Genomic DNA, 244 nt, shown 5'->3' with positions numbered 1-244 from the left:
TAGAGCCTGTTCCGCCTGCACGACAGCCTTGAAATGGTCGCCGAAGATTTCGACCTCCAGTTCCGTGCCGGGCTCGGCGAGATCGGCACGCAGCATGCCGAGTGCAACGGACTTTCCCGTGCGATAGCCCCAGTTTCCGGAGGTCGTCTCGCCGACCACCTGGCCGGAATGCCACAGAGTGGGCATGTAGGGTGCGTCACAATCGCCGGCCTCGACGACGAGCGTCACGAAGCGTTTGGAAACA

General features: G+C 62.3%; 1 protein-coding gene. It reads right to left on the bottom strand.

Going from position 1 to position 244, the window contains the following annotated elements:
- A partial coding sequence (locus tag KVT37_RS32620; RefSeq protein WP_217579067.1) for a glycine cleavage T C-terminal barrel domain-containing protein occupies positions 1 to 244 on the bottom strand: 244 nt, incomplete at both ends.

This window comes from Mesorhizobium sp. GbtcB19 (assembly GCF_019091085.1).
GTDB lineage: Bacteria > Pseudomonadota > Alphaproteobacteria > Rhizobiales > Rhizobiaceae > Mesorhizobium.
The sequence above is the reverse complement of the archived record's forward strand: the minus strand, read 5'-3'. Positions and strand labels throughout refer to the sequence as shown.